Raw genomic sequence first — 17,387 nt, 5'->3', positions numbered from 1 at the left:
TTGCCCCAAAATGTTAAGGGCTTAAGTCAAGCGGCTATATTTTATAAATGACAAAGAGCCTTCACCAGCGGAATAACTCAGAGGAAATTGATTTAAGACAATGATAAGTCATTCGCCTGACGATGGGCGTAAATAATTACAGCCTATAAAGTGAATTACGCGACCGGATATCCATAGATAAATCTCATCCAAACTTATCTAATATTGATGATGACGATAAATACAGGACATATTCTGAATATGGTTGCAAACATTGACACAGGTGAAGGGGAATAAATAGTATTCAACCGAAAATAGACATAAAGACTATTTTCGGGAAATATTGCCGGATAAGGTAATAACGATCAAACTTCTGAAAAAGGATTTTTACAATGAGAGAATTACAGACCGAAGAAATCGCCGCGGTAAATGGTGCGGGTTTAATTGCTGACGCGGCTGCGGCACTGGGTCAGGGCATCGGTAAAATTATTGATGCATCCATGAAAAATGGCACCACTAACGCAGCCGCCGCAGGAGAATCGATGGGCCGTGGTATTGGGCAGATCGTTGAAGCTTCTGTGAATATTTTGCAGAGTCTTTTTTCTTCACTGTTTTCAAAAAAATAAGTGATTCACTGTTTGTAAGGAGAGCTTGCTCTCCTTTTTTATTCCCTCCGGTTCACATCGCAGTACTCTCTCTTCGCTACCAGCGCTATACTCTTGATAACTTAAAGGAAAAAGTTCATCTCTCCCGGAGGGTGCATGTTACTTGAACGTGTGGAAATCGTGGGATTTCGCGGTATTAACCGCCTGTCGCTGATGCTTGAGCACAACAACGTGCTGATTGGGGAAAACGCCTGGGGTAAATCCAGCCTGTTGGATGCCTTAACATTGCTGCTCTCCCCGGCAGCGGATCTGTACCATTTTGTCCGGGAAGATTTCTGGTTCCCGCCCGGAGACGTTCTGGGGCGTGAACATCATCTGCATATCATTCTTACCTTTCGCGAAACCGAGCCGGGTCGCCATCGTGTCCGTCGCTACCGCCCCCTTGCCGACTGCTGGGTGCCTGGCAATGACGGCTATCAGCGTATTTTTTATCGGCTGGAGGGGGAGCTGGCAGACGATGACAGCGTCCTGACGCTGCGCGGTTTTCTGGATCCCGAAGGCCATGCCCTGCCGCTTGACGATATCGACGAGCGGGCGCGCCATCTGGTACGCCTGATGCCGGTGCTGCGTCTGCGCGACGCCCGTTTTATGCGCCGCATCCGCAACGGTACGGTACCCAATATGCCTGATGTGGAAGTTACCGCCCGGGAGCTGGACTATCTGGCTCGCGAGCTGGTAGCCCGCCCGCAAAATTTAACCGACGGCCAGATCCGCCAGGGGCTGTCGGCGATGGTGCAGCTACTGGAACACTACTTCTCCGAGCAGGGCTCTTCGCCGGTACGCAACCGCCTGATGCGGCGTCGTTCGCACGATGAACAGCGTAGCTGGCGCTATCTCGACATCATCAACCGCATGATTGACCGGCCCGGCGGTCGTTCTCACCGGGTGATCCTGCTGGGGCTCTTCTCAACCCTGCTGCAGGCCAAAGGCACCGTTCGCCTGGACCGGGATGCCCGTCCGCTGCTGCTGGTGGAAGATCCCGAAACGCGCCTGCACCCCATCATGCTCTCGGTGGCATGGCACCTGCTGAATCTGCTGCCCCTGCAGCGCATCGCCACCACCAACTCCGGCGAGCTGCTGTCGTTAACCCCGGTAGAGCATGTCTGCCGCCTGGTTCGCGAGTCCTCCCGCGTGACGGCATATCGCCTGGGGCCCGGGGGGATGAACGCCGAAGACAGCCGTCGCATCGCCTTTCATATTCGCTTCAATCGCGCCTCCTCGCTGTTCGCCCGCTGCTGGCTGCTGGTGGAAGGGGAGACCGAAACCTGGGTGATTAACGAGCTGGCCCGCCAGTGCGGCCACCACTTTGATGCCGAGGGTATCAAGGTGATCGAATTCGCCCAGTCGGGACTCAAACCGCTGATCAAATTTGCCCGGCGGATGGGCATAGAGTGGCATGTGCTGGTGGACGGCGACGAGGCGGGTAAAAAATATGCCGCTACCGTGCGCGGGCTTATCAATAATGACCGCGAAGAGGAGCGGGAGCACCTGACGGCGCTCCCCGCTATGGACATGGAACATTTCATGTACCGGCAGGGCTTCTCCGATGTCTTTCACCGGGTGGCGATGATCCCCGACGATATTCCGATGAACATGCGGCGGGTGATCATGAAGGCCATTCACCGGTCGTCGAAACCCGATCTGGCGATTGAGGTGGCGATGGAGGCCGGACGTCGCGGCGTCGAGGCTGTTCCAACGCTGTTGCGTAAGATGTTCTCCCGCGTGCTGTGGCTGGCGCGCGGGCGGGCGGATTAGCGGCAGGTCACCTGGTTGACCTGTTCAATCAGGCTGTCCAGCAGGGCGAAGCGGCGACGGTATTCGGCGCGTTTTTTGCTGGCGATCTCCTCCATCGGTTTACGCGGCATAGCGAGCGGCAGACGGAAATTGCCTTCGTCGTCGCGCTCTCCGCCAAGCGACAGCCAGAAGCCGTCATAATCAGCCAGCAGTTTGCCCTCTTTTTTCTTGCGATAACGCCAGCTGCGGTAAATATGGGTGCTGTTGCTGACGGCAATAATCTGCTCGACGGCCAGGGCGCTACCCAGCGTCATGGCGGCCTCCACCAGCAGACGTTTCGGGAACAGGCCGTGGCAGGCTTTGGTGGCGCTCTGGATCGCTTCATGGGGTACAAAGGCTTTTGCCCCCTGCATCCCGCCGATAAACAGCGTTGGAATGCCGTTAATCTGACACAGCGTAAAGGTCATCTCTGCCAGCACCGTCTGTTGTGCGTCGCAAAAGGCCAGCGTCGCTTCGCCCTCTTTATCGAGAAAGGCGTCAGCGCACAGGCGCAGGGTGAAGGGCCGATCGTCTTTGCCGGTGAGGGTCAGGAGCGTTACCCCTTCCCGGGAGAGATAGCCGTTCATCAACGTGGCCGGGAGCTGACGCTGCATAGTCTGATAGTGCCAGTTCAGCGCTTTCAGCGTCTGCTGGCGGTTCATCGCCACAGAGAGCCACGGGCGATGCAGGCGGCAGGGCAGCCCTGGCTGGGCCTGTAACATTTGCAGGAGTTGCGGCTGCTTCGCCAGGTTAGTCAGCAGACGTGCGGTGCTGAACGGCGTCATCAGCGAGCGCAGCATAAACTTGCGGCGGTAGGCCGGGTTGCGCCAGGCAAGACCGGGAGTTAATGTCCCGGATGCCAGATGCTGAAACAGCTGCCAGGCTGATTTAGGTTGCGGCTGATGTGAATAAGATGACTCTGCGATGGAGGACATAATAGATCCCGGTCTTGTTGCCAGGGTTTTATTTCAGCAGGGGGGATATCAACCTTTCCTCAATAACGTGTACACGCCAGCAAAAGCAGGGGTTTCGTTGAGGCGCGGTTTAGTTAGAATCAACAGTTATGTAAGCCGGAATAGCTATTTGGAATATTTATGAACTTAAAGGGAAAGCGCAGGAAGCTGTTTCTGCTGCTGGTGCTGATTGTACTGGTGGGTGGATTCTGGCTGTGGCGGGTGCTCAATGCACCGGTGCCGCAATATCAGACACTGATTGTCCGTCCGGGCGAGCTGCAGCAGAGCGTGCTGGCAACGGGCAAGCTGGACGCGTTGCGTAAGGTTGACGTGGGTGCTCAGGTCAGCGGGCAGCTCAAAACGCTGTCGGTAGAGATTGGCGACAAGGTGAAGAAAGGCCAACTGCTGGGGGTCATCGACCCGGAGCAGGCCGAAAACCAGATTAAAGAGGTGGAAGCAACCCTGATGGAGCTGCGCGCCCAGCGTAGCCAGGCGGAAGCGGAGCGTAAGCTGGCCCAGGTGACCCTGAATCGTCAGCGGCAGCTGGCGACCACCCAGGCGATCTCGCAGCAGGATCTGGACACCGCGGTCACCGAACTGGCGGTGAAGCAGGCGCAGATTGGCACCATCGACGCGCAGATCAAACGCAATCAGGCCTCGCTGGACAGCGCGAAAACGAACCTCGATTACACCCGTATCGTCGCGCCAATGGCCGGGGAAGTAACGCAAATTACCACCCTGCAGGGGCAGACGGTGATTGCCGCACAGCAGGCACCGAACATCCTGACCCTCGCGGATATGGGCACCATGCTGGTGAAAGCCCAGGTCTCCGAAGCGGATGTGATCCACCTTAAGCCGGGGCAAAAAGCCTGGTTTACCGTGCTGGGGGATCCACAAACCCGCTATGAAGGGGTGCTTAAAGATATTCTGCCGACCCCGGAGAAGGTTAACGACGCCATCTTCTATTATGCCCGTTTTGAGGTACCTAACCCGCAGGGGGTGCTGCGTCTGGATATGACCGCGCAGGTGCACATCCAGCTGTCCGGGGTGAAAAACGTGCTGACCATTCCGCTGGCGGCGCTGGGAGAGCCGGTGGGGGATAACCGCTATAACGTCAAGGTGCTGCGTAACGGTGAAACACGCGAGCGTGAGGTGAGCCTCGGCTCGCGTAACGACACCGATGTGGTAGTGGTTAAAGGGCTGGAAGAGGGTGAAGAGGTGGTCATCAGCGAGAGCCAGCCGGGGGCGGTTAAATGACCGCCCTGCTGGAGCTGAATGATATCCGCCGCAGCTACCCCTCCGGCGACGGTCCGGTGGAGGTGCTGAAGGGTATCACCCTGCAGGTGGAGGCCGGGGAGATGGTGGCGATTATCGGGGCGTCAGGTTCCGGTAAATCGACGCTGATGAATATCCTCGGCTGTCTGGATAAACCTACCAGCGGCACCTACCGCGTGGCGGGTACCGACGTCGCCACGCTGGACAGCGACGCGCTTGCCAAACTGCGGCGGGAGCATTTCGGCTTTATCTTCCAGCGTTACCACCTGCTTTCGCATTTGAGCGCGGCGCAAAACGTCGAAGTGCCGGCGGTCTACGCGGGCGTGGAGCGGAAAAAACGCCTTGAGCGGGCGCAGGCGCTGCTTACCCGGCTGGGGCTGGGGGAGCGGGTGGATTACCAGCCTTCGCAGCTCTCTGGCGGCCAGCAGCAGCGGGTGAGTATTGCCCGCGCGCTGATGAACGGCGGGCAGGTGATCCTCGCCGACGAGCCGACCGGCGCGCTGGACAGCCACTCCGGGGAAGAGGTGATGGCGATCCTGCACCAGCTACGGGATCAGGGACATACGGTGATTATCGTTACCCACGATCCGCAGGTGGCATCCCAGGCCGGGCGGATTGTTGAGATCCATGATGGCGAGCTGGTCAGCAACCCGCCAGCCGCCAGCAACCCGACGCGGCGACAGGAGGTGGCGCTTCCCCCGCCGTCCGGCTGGCGGCAGTTTGCCAGCAGCTTCCGTGAAGCGCTGACCATGGCCTGGCTGGCGATGGCCGCCAATAAAATGCGCACCCTGCTGACCATGCTCGGGATCATCATCGGTATCGCCTCGGTAGTGTCGATTGTCGTGGTGGGGGATGCGGCCAAACAGCTGGTGCTGTCAGATATCCGTTCTATCGGCACCAATACCATCGACGTCTATCCCGGCAAAGACTTTGGCGATGATGAGCCGCAGTACCAGCAGGCGCTGAAGTATGACGATCTGACGGCTATCCAGAAGCAGCCGTGGGTTAATTCCGCCACCCCGGCGGTATCCCAGAACCTGCGTCTGCGCTATGCCAATATCGACGTGGCGGCCAGCGCCAACGGCGTCAGCGGCGATTACTTTAACGTTTACGGCATGACCTTCAGTGAAGGGGGCACCTTCAATGCGGAACAGCTGGCGGGGCGGGCGCAGGTCGTGGTGCTTGACAGCAACTCCCGGCGGCAATTGTTCCCCAATAAAGCGAAGGTGGTGGGCGAGATCGTGCTGGTGGGCAACATGCCCGCAACGGTGATTGGCGTGGCGGAGGAGAAGCAGTCGATGTTTGGCAGCAGCAAGATTTTGCGCGTCTGGCTGCCTTACACCACTATCTCCGGGCGCATTATGGGGCAGTCGTGGCTCAACTCGATCACCGTGCGGGTGAAAGATGGTTACGACAGCGCCCAGGCAGAGCAACAGCTTGAGCGCCTGCTGACGCTGCGCCACGGGAAGAAAGATTTCTTCACCTGGAACATGGACGGGCTCTTGAAAACGGCGGAAAAGACCACACGTACTTTACAGCTCTTTCTCACCCTGGTGGCGATCATCTCCCTGCTGGTGGGGGGAATAGGGGTGATGAACATCATGCTGGTGTCGGTGACCGAGCGTACCCGTGAAATCGGCATCAGGATGGCGGTCGGCGCCCGTGCCAGCGATGTACTGCAGCAGTTTTTAATTGAGGCGGTGCTGGTGTGCCTGGTAGGCGGCGCGCTGGGGATTTCGCTCTCGCTGTTAATCGCCTTTACCCTGCAGCTGTTTTTACCCGGCTGGGAAATTGGTTTTTCGCCGATGGCACTGCTAACCGCCTTTCTTTGTTCTACCTTTACCGGGGTGCTGTTTGGCTGGTTGCCGGCACGAAATGCCGCACGGCTGGATCCGGTGGATGCCTTAGCCCGGGAGTGAGTCTGTTGCCGGGTGGCGGTTATGCCTTACCCGGCCTACAAATCTACCCGTGCCAGCGCTGCCGGACGTTAAGCCGCACAACCGCGCACAAATAAAAATGCCAGCGCATCGGGCTGGCATTTTGAGTGCGGGGTGTACACAATGAAACAGAGGGCTATGCCACCACTTCTGCTTCGATGGGCACAATAACGCTGGCATGATTACCTTTTGGCCCAAGGTGTACATCGAACCGGACGGCCTGCCCGGCTTTCAGCGTTCTGTATCCATCCATCTGAATGGTGGAGTAATGTGCGAAGATGTCTTCGCCACCGCCTTCAGGGCAGATAAAACCAAACCCTTTGGCGTTGTTGAACCACTTAACTGTACCCGTTTCCATGCTTCGACATCCTTCGTAAATCTTATTGAGTTAGATGTAATGAACCGGTGGTGGAGTGGGGGCTGTTCAAAACCTCGCCAACTCACGCTTGTACAATTTAGATAAACCAAAGGGATCGTCAAGCATTTGCCGGGGTAGCGGGGGGAAAAATGAGTCAAAATTTGAAGCAGTTAACGCTATTGGTGGGTATTGTGACAGACATCGCGGATGGCAATAATAGATGTGAGTTATCTGATATCTGAGGTAGATTCAGGTTATGCATAGCCTCCTGTCAGCATCAGAGACACACGACCGGAGACCGTAAACGAAGATGACGACTGACAATGGGTAAGACGAACGACTGGCTCGATTTCGACAAGCTGGCGGAAGATAAAGTGCGCGACGCGCTAAAACCGCCATCTATGTATAAAGTTATGTTAATGAACGATGATTACACGCCGATGGAATTTGTTATTGACGTGCTACAAAAGTTCTTTTCTTATGATGTAGAACGTGCAACGCAACTGATGCTTACGGTTCACTATCATGGTAAAGCCATCTGCGGTGTTTTTACTGCAGAAGTCGCAGAGACGAAGGTGGCGATGGTGAACAAGTATGCGAGGGAGAACGAGCATCCGTTGCTGTGTACGCTGGAAAAAGCCTGAATAAGGCAATGAAAATTGGGGGAGGTGCCTATGCTCAATCAAGAACTGGAACTCAGTTTAAACATGGCTTTCGCCAGAGCGCGTGAGCACCGACATGAGTTTATGACGGTCGAGCACCTGCTGCTTGCACTGCTCAGTAACCCATCCGCCCGCGAAGCGCTTGAAGCCTGCTCCGTGGACCTGGTGGCGCTGCGTCAGGAACTTGAAGCCTTCATCGAACAGACCACACCTGTGCTGCCCGTCAGTGAAGAGGAGCGCGATACGCAACCTACGCTCAGCTTCCAGCGTGTACTCCAGCGTGCGGTATTTCACGTCCAGTCCTCCGGACGTAGCGAAGTCACCGGTGCCAACGTGCTGGTTGCCATCTTCAGCGAGCAGGAGTCGCAAGCTGCCTATCTGCTGCGCAAACACGAAGTCAGCCGCCTTGATGTGGTGAACTTCATCTCTCACGGAACGCGAAAAGACGAGCCGAACCAGGCATCGGATTCCAGCAATCAGGTCAACAGCGAAGAGCAGGCAGGCGGGGAGGAACGTATGGAAAACTTCACCACCAATCTTAACCAGCTTGCCCGCGTCGGCGGTATCGACCCGCTGATAGGCCGCGATAAAGAGCTGGAACGGGCGATTCAGGTGCTGTGCCGCCGCCGCAAGAACAACCCGCTGCTGGTGGGGGAATCGGGTGTGGGTAAAACCGCCATTGCTGAAGGGCTGGCCTGGCGCATTGTACAGGGCGATGTTCCGGAAGTGATCGCCGACTGCACCATCTACTCGCTGGATATCGGTTCTCTGCTGGCCGGAACCAAATACCGTGGTGATTTTGAAAAACGTTTCAAAGCGCTGCTGAAACAGCTGGAGCAGGATACCAACAGCATCCTGTTTATCGACGAAATCCACACCATCATCGGCGCCGGTGCGGCATCGGGTGGCCAGGTGGATGCCGCCAACCTGATTAAACCGCTGCTCTCCAGCGGCAAGATCCGGGTGATTGGCTCAACCACCTATCAGGAGTTCAGCAATATTTTCGAAAAAGACCGTGCCCTGGCGCGTCGCTTCCAGAAAATTGACATTACTGAACCGTCGGTTGAAGAAACGGTGCAGATCATCAACGGCCTGAAGCCGAAGTACGAGGCGCACCACGACGTGCGTTATACCGCGAAAGCGGTGCGTGCGGCGGTAGAGCTGGCGGTGAAATACATCAACGACCGTCATCTGCCGGATAAAGCGATTGACGTGATCGACGAAGCGGGCGCGCGTGCGCGTCTGATGCCGGTCAGCAAGCGTAAGAAAACGGTCAACGTGGCGGATATCGAGTCCGTGGTGGCCCGCATCGCGCGTATCCCTGAGAAGAGCGTCTCTCAGAGCGACCGCGACACGCTGAAAAACCTCGGCGATCGCCTGAAAATGCTGGTCTTTGGTCAGGATAAAGCCATTGAGGCCTTAACCGAAGCCATTAAGATGGCCCGCGCCGGACTGGGGCATGAGCACAAGCCTGTCGGTTCTTTCCTGTTCGCCGGTCCTACCGGGGTGGGGAAAACCGAGGTGACGGTTCAGCTCTCCAAAGCGCTGGGTATTGAGCTGCTGCGCTTTGATATGTCCGAGTATATGGAGCGACACACCGTCAGCCGTTTGATCGGTGCGCCTCCGGGTTACGTGGGCTTTGACCAGGGCGGCCTGCTCACCGACGCGGTGATCAAGCATCCGCACGCGGTTCTGCTGCTCGATGAGATCGAGAAGGCGCACCCGGACGTCTTTAACCTGCTGCTGCAGGTGATGGACAACGGAACGCTGACCGACAACAACGGGCGCAAGGCGGACTTCCGCAACGTGGTGATGGTGATGACCACCAACGCCGGGGTGCGTGAGACCGAGCGTAAATCCATCGGCCTGATCCACCAGGATAACAGCACCGATGCGATGGAAGAGATCAAGAAGGTCTTTACGCCGGAGTTCCGCAACCGTCTGGACAACATTATCTGGTTCGATCATCTCTCTACCGAGGTGATTCAGCAGGTGGTGGATAAGTTCATCGTCGAGCTGCAGGTTCAGCTGGATCAGAAAGGGGTCTCCCTGGAAGTGAGTCAGGAAGCCCGCAACTGGCTGGCAGAGAAAGGCTACGATCGTGCGATGGGTGCACGTCCAATGGCGCGTGTGATTCAGGACAACCTGAAAAAACCGTTGGCTAACGAGCTGCTGTTTGGAACGCTTGTGGATGGTGGGCAGGTGACGGTGGCGCTGGATCAGGCGAAGAATGAGCTGACGTATGATTTCCAGAGTGCGGCGAAGCATAAGCCGGAAGCGGCTCACTGATCTTGTTGAGTGATGATACAAACCGGGCGAAAGCCCGGTTTTTTTATGCCTGCTCGATCGGTTCCCTCTCCTCTTTGGGGAAAGGGTTAGGGTGAGGGGAAACATGCCGACTCCGGTGGTGGTTCCGTTCACCTCACGTTTCCTGCTTCTCTGAGACTCCTGAACCGGTGAACGTGTTAAGGGGGCTATCGCCGCCCCCTTAACAATCCCGGCTCCCGGCAAAGAAAATCGCCGCTTCGCGGTCCCCTCGGCTTATTCCCTTCGGCTTTCGGGTCGGGGGCGATCCTACATCCATGTAGGTCGCCCCCTCTCGGCGCGTCCATGCGCCTCGCCCCGGCCTGCGGTCAACGCCTCAGCGATTTTCAGCCGGACCTGGGCGTTGCTGGCGTTGCTGAGCCCAACCTGCATTCCGTCATCGCTGCACGCTCGATCGGTTCCCTCTCCCTTGAGGGAGAGGGTTAGGGTGAGGGGGAACCGCGCGCACTCTTGCCAAAAATTTTGCGAGGCGTTATCCAGAATTTAAATGCGAGTATTGCTGGATAAAACCACAGTAATAGAATGGCGATGCACCTGCAAAATCAGGTGCCAGGATTGGCGTCCTGAATTGTGTGCACAGATATGTTCCCGTGCATAAAGGATGATTTATGACTAATGAAAATAATGTTGCCCAGCTTTACAGCGAACTCGAACACAGCACCCCCGATCTCTCCACTCTCGCCGCGCGCTGCAACCTGCTCACCGAAATCCTTGTCGATTGCGACTCGCTGCCGCAAACCCAGCCCGTCTGCCGCTGTCTGGCGGCTTACCTTGATGTATTCAGCGCTGAGCTGGCAAAATCGATGACCGATTTTCGCGTGCTGGATGAGAATGAGATCCCGCCCACGCACCAAAAGGAGTGGCTGCTGGACAGCACCGAAGCCCAGTGCGATTACTGCCGGGCGTTAAATCATGTGCTGCTGGTGTCGCATTTCGACCGCGAGATGCTCCCGCACCTTACCGGCCTGCTGCATGAGATTTCCCACGCGATGCTGGCGGATCTGACCGTGGTGCATATCCACTGATACGCGACGGGCACAAAAAAAGGCCGGGATAACCCGGCCTTTATTAATCTCTCTACGCCATTCGCGGCGAAAAACTCTTAGCGACTACGGAAGACAATGCGGCCTTTGCTCAGGTCGTACGGGGTCAGCTCAACAGTCACTTTGTCGCCCGTCAGAATACGGATATAGTTCTTACGCATTTTACCGGAGATATGCGCGGTAACAACGTGACCGTTTTCCAGTTCTACGCGAAACATGGTGTTAGGCAACGTTTCAAGAACGGTACCCTGCATTTCAATATTGTCTTCTTTGGCCATCTAATCCTCTGGGGTATCACTACCAAGTTTTGAACCGGCAAGATAATGCCGAAATTCATCAATTAAGTAAAGATTTGCGCGTTTAAAACGCAACAAAGCAGTTTCAGCGTATTACCCGGACGTCACGGATGAACCGTACGAAAAGCGCATACGTAAAGGGGAGGTGGCAGGATAAACGATAGGGCGTTATCGGATGCGAACTATTCCCAAACGGCGGCGGGGCAACAGGCAGAACCTACTCTGCGGCAGAATTATAGCACCTTGAGGAAAAATATGCGGAAAACATTTATCTCTGGGGCACAAATAACGTCGTCGGCACCCAGAAGTTCTGCGGTAATTTTTGCATGCGCAGGGTCGCCAGCTGCGACAGATATTCATGACGGGTAATTTCAACGGCACCCAGGGAGGCGGTATGTTCGTTCAGCACCTGACAGTCAATTAACTGGCCGCCGCTGCGGACAAAACGTTCGCAGAAGACCAGCAGCGCGGTTTTCGACGCGTTAACCGCCCGGCTGAACATCGACTCGCCGCAAAACAGCGTGCCCTGCGCCACGCCGTACATCCCGCCCACCAGTGCGTTGTTGTCATCCCATACCTCAATCGAGTGGGCGTAACCCAGCTCGTGCAGGCGATGGTAGGCGTCGACGACCTCGGGCGTGATCCATGTCCCTTCAAAGCGATCGCTGGCGCACCCCCGGATCACCTGACCAAAGGCGTGGTTGAGGGTGACGCGATAGGGGGAGCGGGTGTGAAAACGCTTCATGCTGCGGCTGACATGAAACGCCGCGGGCCACAGAACAGCCCGGGGGTCGGGCGACCACCATAAGATCGGATCGCCCGGGGAGAACCACGGAAAAATCCCTCGCTGGTAGGCCATCAATAAGCGTGACGGGCTCAGATCGCCGCCCAGGGCCAGCAAACCGTTAGGTTCACGCAGCGCCCCTTCCGGAGAAGGGAACGCAAGAGAATGACGAGAGAGCTGGACCAGGCGCATGACAACAAAACTCCAGTACGCAAAGTGGGGATCGGTTCAAATATAGACTACAGACGTTGTTTAAACTGGTAGTAGCGGCCCTGTTTTGCCAACAGTTCAGCGTGATTACCTTGCTCAATAATTTGTCCGTTGTCCATCACAATAATTCGATCGAAATCCGCCAGCCCGCGCAGACGGTGCGTCACCATCAGCACCGTTTTGCCCTGCATCTCTTTTTTCAACAAATCAAGGATTTGCCGCTCGGTGGTAGCATCCAGCCCTTCGGTAGGTTCATCCAGCAGCATCAATGGCGCATTGTGCAGCAGCGCACGCGCAATCGCCAGGCGGCGCAGCTCGCCGCCGGAGAGCTGACGGCCACCTTCGCCGAGCCAGCTGTTCAACCCTTCATCTTCCAGCAGCTTGTGCAGCCCCACCTTTACCAGCATCCCGCGTAATTCTTCATCGGAGGCGCCGGGAGCGGCCAGCAGCAGGTTATCGCGCAGGGTGGCGCTGAAAAGATGAACCCGCTGCGGCACCACGCTTACCGTCTTGCGCAGCGCGGGCTCGCTCATCTGTACCAGAGGCGTGTCGTTAAACAGGATCTGCCCCTGGGCCGGATCCCAGGCACGGGTCAGCAGCTGCAGCAGGGTCGATTTACCGCAGCCGGTACGTCCCAGCACCGCCACACGCGCGCCAGCGGGAACCGTCAGGTTAACCTGGTTCAGCGCCGGTTGCGCCTGGCCTGGGTAGGCAAAGCTGACATCCGCAAGGCGCAGGGCCAGCTGCTCAGGCACCTCAGCCGCGGTGGCGCTGAACTGCACTTCGGGCTGCTGGCCGGTGATTTGCGTGATGCGCAACGCGGAGGCCACGACCTGACCCAGATGCTGGAAAGCGCCGGTCACGGGGGCAAGGGCTTCGAACGCCGCCAGCGCGCAGAAGACAAACAGCGCAATCAACGGACCGGGCTGAGTGTTACCGCCGACGCCGCCTGAGGCCAACCACAGCATCGCCATTACCGCCAGCCCGCCAATCAGCAGCATCAGTGCCTGGGACAAGGCCGTCAGCTCCGACTGCTTGCGCTGGGCTTCGTGCCAGTTCAGTTCGGTGTTTTCCATTTGCGCGCGATAGCGACGGCTGGCGCCAAAGATGGTCAGCTCCGCCTGACCCTGCAGCCAGCCAGTAAGCTGCTGGCGATACTCGCCGCGAAGACGCGTCAGGTTTTCGCCGGTCGGTTTTCCGGCGCGGTAAAACAGCGGCGGTAATATAACGAGCGTCGCGAGCATGATCCCGCCGAGCACCAGCGCAATATTGACGTCCAGCAGGCACAGCCCCAGGGTGACGACCACAATCACCACCAGGGCGCCAACCAGGGGAGAAATCACGCGCAAATAAAGGTGATCGAGGGTATCCACGTCGGCGACGACGCGGTTAAGCAGTTCGCCCTGACGATAGCGTACCAGCCCGGCAGGGGAGAGGGGCAGTAATTTACTGAAGGTGGTGACGCGCAGGTGTTGCAGCACGCGGAAGGTCGCGTCATGGCTGACCAGACGTTCAAAATAGCGCCCGGCGGTACGAGTGATGGCCGTGCCGCGCACCCCGGCGGCAGGCAGCATATAGTTAAAGCTATAGAGACCGGCAAACCCGGCTACCGCTGAGGCAGAAAGGAACCAGCCGGAAAGCGTTAACAGGCCGATACTGGCCAGCAGGGTAACGATCGCCAGCACCACACCAAGCGTCAGCATCCATTTGTGACGCATATACAGCGCCAGGTAAGGCAGTAAAGCGCGCATCAGATCTCCTCCTGACGGTTCGCCAGCAGAGCCGCAAACGGCCCCTGGGCCGCCGCAAGCGTGGCGTAATCGCCCTGCTCAACAAGCTGGCCATTTTCCATGACCCAAATCTGATCCCACCGGGCGATGCCCTCCAGCTGGTGAGTCACCATCAGCGTAGTTTGTTGCTGCGACGCGGCATCCAGCGCCAGCATCACGCGCTGTTCACTGTGCGCATCCAGGCTGGCGGCGGGTTCATCCAGGAGTAAAAGCTGGCACGGGTTGAGCAGGGCGCGGGCCACGGCGATACGCTGCGCCTGGCCGACGGAGAGCCCTGCGGACTGATCGCCCACTACCGTGTCCACGCCGTTCGACAGCAGGGGCAGAAACTCGCTGACCCAGGCGCGATCGAGCACCGACTGCAGCTCCTCTTCGCTGGCATCCGGGCGCGCCAGCAGCACGTTTTCCCGCAGCGTGGCCGCTGGCAGCTGCGGGTTCTGGCCCACCCAGCTTAAATGGGTGCGCCACTCGTCAGGATCGAGCGCTGAAAGCTCAACCTGATTGATCCGCAGCGAGCCGCTGTAGGCCATAAAGCCGGATAACGCATTCAGCAGCGAGCTTTTACCGGAGCCGCTGGTGCCGACCAGCACCACGCGCTGGCCAGCGGCCAGCGTAAAGTTGAGCGGTCCGGCCAGCACTTTGCCTTCCGGTGAGAGCACGCAAAAATCGTCTGCTTCAACGCTGACCGGCCTGGTGGTGCTCAGGGTCACGTCGCCGCGCTGCGGATGCGCCAGCGGCGTTTCAAGGAAGGTTTTCAGGCTGTCTGCCGCGCCCACCGCCTGTGCTTTCGCATGATAGAAGGTGCCCAGATCGCGCAGCGGCTGGAAAAACTCCGGTGCCAGAATCAAGGCCAGGAAGCCTGCGGAGAGGGTCACGGCGGTACCGTAATGACCAAAATCGAGTGCGCCCAGGTAGGAGAAACCAAAATAGACAGCAACCAGCGCAATCGACAGCGAGGTGAAGAACTCCAGCACCCCGGAGGATAAAAAGGCCAGGCGTAACACTTCCATGGTGCGCTGACGGAAATCCTGCGAAGCGTGGCGGATATTTTCGGTTTCGGCTTCACCACGACCAAAGATACGCAGCGTTTCCATGCCGCGCAGGCGGTCAAGGAAATGGCCGCTGAGGCGCCCGAGGGCCAGGAAGTTGCGGCGGTTGGCATCGGCGGCGCCCATGCCGACCATCGCCATAAACAGCGGGATCAGCGGAGCGGTGCCCAGAAGGATCAGTGCGGCGACCCAGTTGTAGGGGAAAATCGCGAGCACAATCAGCAGGGGGACGAAAGCGGCGAGCGCCATCTGCGGCAGATAGCGGGCATAGTAGTCGTGCATATCATCGATTTGTTCGAGGATAAGCGTTGCCCAGCTTCCGGCAGGTTTGCCCTGGATCCAGGCGGGACCGGCCTCCTGCAGCCTGTCGAGCACCTGGCGGCGAATTTCATAGCGGATATTCTGCCCGGCGTGAAAACCCACGCGCTCACGCAGCCAGACAACCCAGGCGCGCAGAATAAAGACCAGAGTCAGCACAATGAAAGGCAGTAACAGAGCCTCGCGCGGGATATTTTCCATGATCATAAGGTTAAGAATGCGGGCCAGAAGCCATGCCTGGCCGACAATCAACAGTCCGCTGATAAACCCTAAGAGACGGGAAATATTCAGCCAGCGGCGGGAAAGAACGCTTTGCTTTTTAAGCCAGCGCGTTAACTCTTGTTGACGGGTTTTTTCCATTGCGTGCTTTGCAGGTGATGTTATGTGGTATTGGGCACGGCAATGTTACATCGCAGAGACAATAAAGGCGACTTATCGCCGCCTTATTTACGTTTGTTGCTGATTTGTAAAAATTATTTACTCTGATCGGCCAGTCCGTCGAGATAACGTTCTGCATCCAGCGCCGCCATACAACCGGTACCCGCAGAGGTGATCGCCTGACGATAAATGTGGTCCATCACGTCACCCGCAGCGAACACGCCCGGGATGCTGGTCTGGGTAGCATTACCATGAATACCAGACTGCACTTTAATGTAGCCGTTCTCCAGCTCCAGCTGACCATCGAAAATCGCCGTGTTCGGACTGTGACCGATGGCCACAAACAGACCTGCTACTTCCAGCGTTTCGACGTTGTCGGTGTTCTGCGTATCGCGAATACGCAGGCCCGCCACGCCCATCTGATCGCCGGTCACTTCTTCCAGCGTGCGGTGGGTGTGCAGCACGATATTGCCGCTGGCCACTTTGTCCATCAGACGCTTAATCAGGATCTTTTCCGCGCGGAAAGTATCACGGCGGTGAATGAGGTGTACTTCAGAGGCGATATTCGCCAGATACAGTGCCTCTTCTACTGCAGTGTTGCCGCCGCCGATGACCGCAACCTTCTGGTTACGGTAGAAGAAACCGTCGCAGGTTGCGCAGGCGGAAACGCCACGGCCTTTAAATTCCTCTTCAGACGGCAGACCCAGATAGCGGGCAGAGGCGCCGGTGGCAACGATCAGCGCGTCGCAGGTGTATTCCGCGTTATCGCCGGTCAGGCGGAACGGGCGGTTTTGCAGATCGACCTTGTTGATGTGGTCAAAAATGATTTCGGTATCAAATTTGGCGGCATGTTCGTGCATGCGCTCCATCAGCAGCGGCCCGGTCAGGCCTTCAGGATCGCCTGGCCAGTTTTCTACTTCGGTTGTGGTGGTCAGCTGACCGCCTTTTTCCATGCCCGTAATCAGTACCGGTTGCAGGTTAGCGCGTGCAGCGTAGACCGCTGCGGTGTATCCCGCAGGTCCAGAACCAAGGATTAGCAGCTTACTGTGTTTGGCCGTGCCCATGAGATCCCCATTGTTGTTGGCAGACATTTTCACGGATTGTAGGGAATTTGTTGCCGTAAAAAAAGGGCGCAGCGATTTTGTTAACGATGTGTGTAATAGAAAGCGCCAATCAACGGCAGGGCAGGAAAGGTAATTTTATAACAATAATGGTGGGTAATCGGTCGAAACGACGGCGATAAAATGAGGATTAATCGCCGGACGTAATGAATATCCGGCATGTTGTACTAAAAATCGATGTTTTGCTTTGACAATCCCCTGCGCTTTTGCGAAAACATTCAAGGAAGAAAAAAAACGGTGCTTTTGTAACGCATAGTCATGCACAAAATCACCATTTTTACCGGGTCAGCGAAATCTACGCATGGTGTGGACAGATGCCATACGTGATGTTGATGGCCGCCTCTGGGCAACGGTCTTCATACCACATAACCCCAATCGGCATCGCGTAAACTAAAAAACAGGCGATGCGATTAACCGCGGGGAAAGACTCTGAACAGTGAAGTGCACAGGGTCCTGGCAGGAGTTAGGGAA

General features: G+C 57.0%; 14 protein-coding genes. 7 read left to right on the top strand and 7 right to left on the bottom strand.

The window, feature by feature from the left end; translation table 11 throughout:
* Positions 1–371 precede the first annotated feature (371 nt).
* The gene (locus MXM41_RS09250; protein WP_325931433.1) at positions 372–605 is read left to right on the top strand and encodes a hypothetical protein; all 234 of its coding nucleotides are present in this window, start codon (positions 372–374) and stop codon (positions 603–605) included.
* 135 nt (positions 606–740) lie between these two features.
* The gene (locus MXM41_RS09245; RefSeq protein WP_325931431.1) at positions 741–2,399 is read left to right on the top strand and encodes an ATP-dependent endonuclease; all 1,659 of its coding nucleotides are present in this window, start codon (positions 741–743) and stop codon (positions 2,397–2,399) included.
* Here MXM41_RS09245 and MXM41_RS09240 read toward each other — a convergent pair.
* Positions 2,396–3,352 (bottom strand): VirK/YbjX family protein, encoded by a 957-nt coding sequence (locus MXM41_RS09240; RefSeq protein ID WP_325931429.1) that lies wholly within the window; start codon positions 3,350–3,352, stop codon positions 2,396–2,398. The genes MXM41_RS09245 and MXM41_RS09240 overlap by 4 nt on opposite strands.
* Before the next feature lie 159 nt (positions 3,353–3,511).
* Here MXM41_RS09240 and macA point away from each other — a divergent pair, with 159 nt between their 5' ends.
* Both macA and macB read left to right on the top strand, forming a co-directional pair.
* Positions 3,512–4,627 carry a macrolide transporter subunit MacA gene (macA, locus tag MXM41_RS09235; protein ID WP_325931427.1) on the top strand — a complete coding sequence of 372 codons (1,116 nt, stop codon included), beginning with the start codon at positions 3,512–3,514 and terminating at the stop codon, positions 4,625–4,627.
* Positions 4,624–6,564 carry a macrolide ABC transporter ATP-binding protein/permease MacB gene (gene macB, locus MXM41_RS09230; protein ID WP_325931425.1) on the top strand — a complete coding sequence of 647 codons (1,941 nt, stop codon included), beginning with the start codon at positions 4,624–4,626 and terminating at the stop codon, positions 6,562–6,564. Before macA ends, macB begins: the two co-directional genes overlap by 4 nt.
* A 154-nt stretch (positions 6,565–6,718) precedes the next feature.
* Here macB and cspD read toward each other — a convergent pair whose 3' ends face one another.
* Positions 6,719–6,940, bottom strand: a complete 222-nt coding sequence (cspD, locus tag MXM41_RS09225) for a cold shock-like protein CspD (RefSeq protein ID WP_032617324.1) — start codon at positions 6,938–6,940, stop codon at positions 6,719–6,721.
* Between the two features lie 323 nt (positions 6,941–7,263).
* Here cspD and clpS point away from each other — a divergent pair, with 323 nt between their 5' ends.
* The 3 genes from clpS (at position 7,264) to MXM41_RS09210 (ending at position 10,952) form a co-directional block, all read left to right on the top strand.
* Positions 7,264–7,584 (top strand): ATP-dependent Clp protease adapter ClpS, encoded by a 321-nt coding sequence (gene clpS / locus MXM41_RS09220; protein ID WP_325931422.1) that lies wholly within the window; start codon positions 7,264–7,266, stop codon positions 7,582–7,584.
* Between the two features lie 30 nt (positions 7,585–7,614).
* A complete protein-coding gene (clpA, locus tag MXM41_RS09215) occupies positions 7,615–9,891 on the top strand; it encodes an ATP-dependent Clp protease ATP-binding subunit ClpA (protein ID WP_325931419.1) in 2,277 nt (758 codons plus the stop codon).
* 644 nt (positions 9,892–10,535) lie between these two features.
* A complete protein-coding gene (locus tag MXM41_RS09210) occupies positions 10,536–10,952 on the top strand; it encodes a hypothetical protein (protein WP_325931416.1) in 417 nt (138 codons plus the stop codon).
* A 77-nt stretch (positions 10,953–11,029) separates the two neighbouring features.
* Here MXM41_RS09210 and infA read toward each other — a convergent pair whose 3' ends face one another.
* From infA to trxB, 5 genes are all read right to left on the bottom strand, one after another.
* Positions 11,030–11,248: a translation initiation factor IF-1 gene (infA, locus tag MXM41_RS09205; RefSeq protein ID WP_001040187.1), complete on the bottom strand. Its 219-nt coding sequence runs from the start codon at positions 11,246–11,248 to the stop codon at positions 11,030–11,032.
* 286 nt (positions 11,249–11,534) lie between these two features.
* Positions 11,535–12,242, bottom strand: coding sequence for a leucyl/phenylalanyl-tRNA--protein transferase (aat, locus tag MXM41_RS09195; protein ID WP_325931412.1), 708 nt, complete (start codon positions 12,240–12,242; stop codon positions 11,535–11,537).
* Positions 12,243–12,289: 47 nt separating this feature from the next.
* On the bottom strand, positions 12,290–14,011 hold the full coding sequence (gene cydC, locus MXM41_RS09190) for a heme ABC transporter ATP-binding protein/permease CydC (RefSeq protein WP_325931409.1): 1,722 nt from the start codon (positions 14,009–14,011) through the stop codon (positions 12,290–12,292).
* Positions 14,011–15,777, bottom strand: a complete 1,767-nt coding sequence (gene cydD, locus MXM41_RS09185; protein ID WP_325931406.1) for a heme ABC transporter permease/ATP-binding protein CydD — start codon at positions 15,775–15,777, stop codon at positions 14,011–14,013. Before cydD ends, cydC begins: the two co-directional genes overlap by 1 nt.
* Before the next feature lie 113 nt (positions 15,778–15,890).
* The gene (gene trxB, locus MXM41_RS09180; RefSeq protein ID WP_103823391.1) at positions 15,891–16,859 is read right to left on the bottom strand and encodes a thioredoxin-disulfide reductase; all 969 of its coding nucleotides are present in this window, start codon (positions 16,857–16,859) and stop codon (positions 15,891–15,893) included.
* Positions 16,860–17,387 lie beyond the last annotated feature (528 nt).

This window comes from Leclercia adecarboxylata (assembly GCF_035787115.1).
Taxonomy (GTDB): Bacteria; Pseudomonadota; Gammaproteobacteria; order Enterobacterales; family Enterobacteriaceae; genus Enterobacter; species Enterobacter adecarboxylatus_E.
This window is presented reverse-complemented; position numbering and strand designations above follow the sequence as displayed.